Genomic DNA, 2,028 nt, shown 5'->3' with positions numbered 1-2,028 from the left:
GCTTGCTCCCGCTGGACTGCGCAGCAGGCCCAAAAAGACTACGACTGCTGCGCAGCCGAGCGGGAGCAAGCTCCCTCGCCACAAAAGCGTTTCGCCGGGCCTGATCTGTATAGAAGTTGTAACTGTGCGAACCCGCCCATAAAAGCTAGAGTCTTAACGTTCACGCAGGCCTGGAACCTACCCCTGCGCATCATCCCAAGGAGCTTTCATGCACACGTTCAGTCGCCCCGCCGCCCTGCTCGCCCTCAGCCTCTGCACCGTCGCCAGCCTGCCGGCCCTGGCCGCCGATGAGCTGCACTACAACCAGATTTCCCTGCGCGCCGAAGCCAGCCAGGAAGTGGCCCGCGACCTGATGATCGTCACCCTCTACACCGAGGAACAGAACACCGACCCGGCCAAACTCGCCGCTGCCGTCAGCACCACGCTGAACAAAGCCATCGGCCAGGCCAAAGAAGTCAAGGACATCAACCTGCGCCAGGGCAGCCGCAACAGCTACCCGATCTACGACAACAAAGGCCAGAAAATCACCGGCTGGCGTGAGCGCGCCGAACTGCGCCTGGAAAGCGCCGACTTCGCCGCCCTGTCCAAACTCACCGGCGAACTGCTGGGTGACCTGAAAATGGGCGGCATGGACTTCGCCATCGCCACCGCCACCCGCCAAAGCAGCGAAGACGCCCTGCTCAAGGACGCCGTCAACGCCTTCAAGGCCCGCGCCCAACTGGCCACCGACGCCCTGGGCGGCAAGGGTTACAAGATCGTCAATCTGAACTTCAATACCAACGGTTATCCACAACCCTACATGCGCCCGCAGATGATGATGAAAGCGGCGTCGATGGATGCAGAGTCGGTCACGCCGGAAGTGGAAGCGGGCACCAGCAAGGTGACGATGACGGCGGATGGGGTGGTTGAGGTGTTGATGCAGTGATGATCGGCGGTGGTTCAGCCAGTCTCACTGACTGAACCACCGAAGCCGAGTGACAATACTCCGTGGCGAGGGAGCTTGCTCCCGCTGGGCTGCGCAGCGGCCCCAAACCAGACGCCTCGGTGTATCAGATGGATCCAGTCGCTTGCTGTTGGGGCCGCTTCGCGACCCAGCGGGAGCAAGCTCCCTCGCCACAAGGTGGTTAAGGTGCCGGGCTGGCCGGCGCCTCAAGCTGATCCAACGCCTTGTCCACCAGCAACTGGCACAACTCCACCAACTGATGAATCCCCAGCGCCACGCTGCGCCGCGTGCCCTCCACTTCAAAGGCCAGGTCCTCGGCCATGGCTTTTATCGAGGCCAGGGTTTCGGAGGTGCTGGTCAGTAGTGTGTCGGCATCGGCTTTGGCGGTGACGGAAAACAGGCTGTCGATGCGCGGGTCGGTGCTTGGCTCTGGAGGCTTTGGGTTGAGGTAATGATTGAGGGCGCGCTCGGCGGCGGCGCGATCTTTGAGTAGGTCTTCGATGGCGTCGAAATCCGCCAATGGATTTGTTCTGTTGAAGTTCGGTTCAGTCTTTCCTTCGTTCATGTGCATGCTCCTGATGAAATTGGAGCCATCACTTGCCGTTATGGTCGTGAGGCTTACGACCTATTAATTTCGGGTTCCCACTCCCGGTCGCTGTTTGGCAGCGACAGGAAAAAGGTTAGAGAGCCCACTTCCGAGCGGCAACCCTAGAAAGCTGTGGGATGTTTCCTTTCGGGGCCGGTGATCCTTCCGACATAAATGCATGACTCATCACACTTCCTGGCGCCGCAAACCCCGTGGCGAGGGAGCTTGCTCCCGCTGGGCTGCGCAGCGGCCCTTTTCAGAGTTGTGTATATATCCGTTTTTTTGTTGACGGGACTAATGGTTCCGCCCTGACGGCGGGTCACTTTCGAAAAGCCCGGAAGCCGGCCCAGTCGAAAGTAACCAAAGCGCTCATGCCCCACCACTTGGCACCTCGCCTAGGCTCGGTGTGCCCTCACTCCGGCATTGCTCCGTGGGCCCGCCGCGAAGGGCCATCCATGGCCCAGCGCGGCTACCTCGGCATCCATGCCGAGGTGCCCAC

At 60.9% G+C, this 2,028-nt stretch carries 2 protein-coding genes; one reads left to right on the top strand and one right to left on the bottom strand.

Annotation, left to right across the window (positions count from 1 at the left end; all coding sequences use genetic code 11):
• The first annotated feature begins 208 nt into the window (after nucleotides 1-208).
• On the top strand, nucleotides 209-925 hold the full coding sequence (locus LQ215_RS29370) for an SIMPL domain-containing protein (RefSeq protein WP_230153726.1): 717 nt from the start codon (nucleotides 209-211) through the stop codon (nucleotides 923-925).
• 199 nt (nucleotides 926-1,124) lie between these two features.
• Here LQ215_RS29370 and LQ215_RS29365 read toward each other — a convergent pair whose 3' ends face one another.
• Nucleotides 1,125-1,508 carry a DUF6124 family protein gene (locus LQ215_RS29365; protein WP_013692262.1) on the bottom strand — a complete coding sequence of 128 codons (384 nt, stop codon included), beginning with the start codon at nucleotides 1,506-1,508 and terminating at the stop codon, nucleotides 1,125-1,127.
• Between the last annotated feature and the right edge of the window lie 520 nt (nucleotides 1,509-2,028).

Origin of the sequence: Pseudomonas brassicacearum, from assembly GCF_918698105.1 — a bacterium.
Classification (GTDB): Bacteria; Pseudomonadota; Gammaproteobacteria; order Pseudomonadales; family Pseudomonadaceae; genus Aquipseudomonas; species Aquipseudomonas brassicacearum_F.
Note: the sequence above shows the minus strand (reverse complement) of the source record. Positions and strands in the feature narration are given on the sequence as shown.